This is a genomic window from Oleiphilus sp. HI0066, from assembly GCF_001635725.1.
Window position 1 is genome coordinate 1 of record NZ_LWFH01000967.1, and the last position, 873, is coordinate 873.

The following is an 873-nucleotide window of genomic DNA, read 5'->3' on the forward strand; positions in this document are numbered from 1 at the left end:
ATGGATTGCCATCCGCGCTCGGGTTCGTTGGATCGATTGGATCGGTCGGATCGACTGGGTCAACCGGATTCGGGCCATCAATAACCGGATTAATTGTTACAGTCATTGACGTCGTTGCACTATTGCTATCGACTTGGCTGCTATCATCGGGATCAACATCTTCATTATGAATCGTGACCTGCAGAACGATATCGCTTAGATGGCCTATTGCTGGCGTGATCGTGAGACCGGCAAGCTCAGCGGCTGTCAACGTCCAGCTACCATCTCCATTGTCAGTGCCAGCAGATAACGTAGCATCTAACGGCACATCGCTGATAGTGTAACCAGTAACTGACTCAGAACCGTCGTTATCTGCTAGGCTACCAGTGATATCCAAGGCAATAGCACTATTCTCATCACCATTTACATCACTCGCACTCACCGCAGGCGCATCAGCGACTGCTTCCAAAGTAACTTCTACCGAACCATTATAAACTTCACTAACATCGCCCTCTGTGAACGTTACTGCAGTCGTTAATGTAAAGTCATCGCTGGAATGTTCGACTGGCGTAAGGCTCAAACCGTCAAGATCAGCGGGATCCACTGTCCAGGTGCCATCACCGTTATTCGTACCCGCTGACAAAATCGCTCCAGTTGGCACACCACCGATCGTGACACTGCTCATTGTTTCATTAACATCAATGGGAGTTAATGGACCCAATTCAAGATCAAAAACTGCGTCTTCTGCTACAGTGACAGCCCCCGTCAGTGGATCACCGTCAGCACTAGGGTTCGATGGATCGATTGGATCAGTCGGATCGACTGGGTCAACCGGGTTAGGACCATCAATTACAATTGGATCATCAATTCCAGAATCGTCCAACATCGAAACAA

Annotated in this window: 1 pseudogene; it reads right to left on the reverse strand. The window is 48.9% G+C overall.

Annotated features, from left to right (window positions below):
- A pseudogene (locus A3738_RS31025) lies at positions 1-873 on the reverse strand (hypothetical protein); the annotation flags it as partial.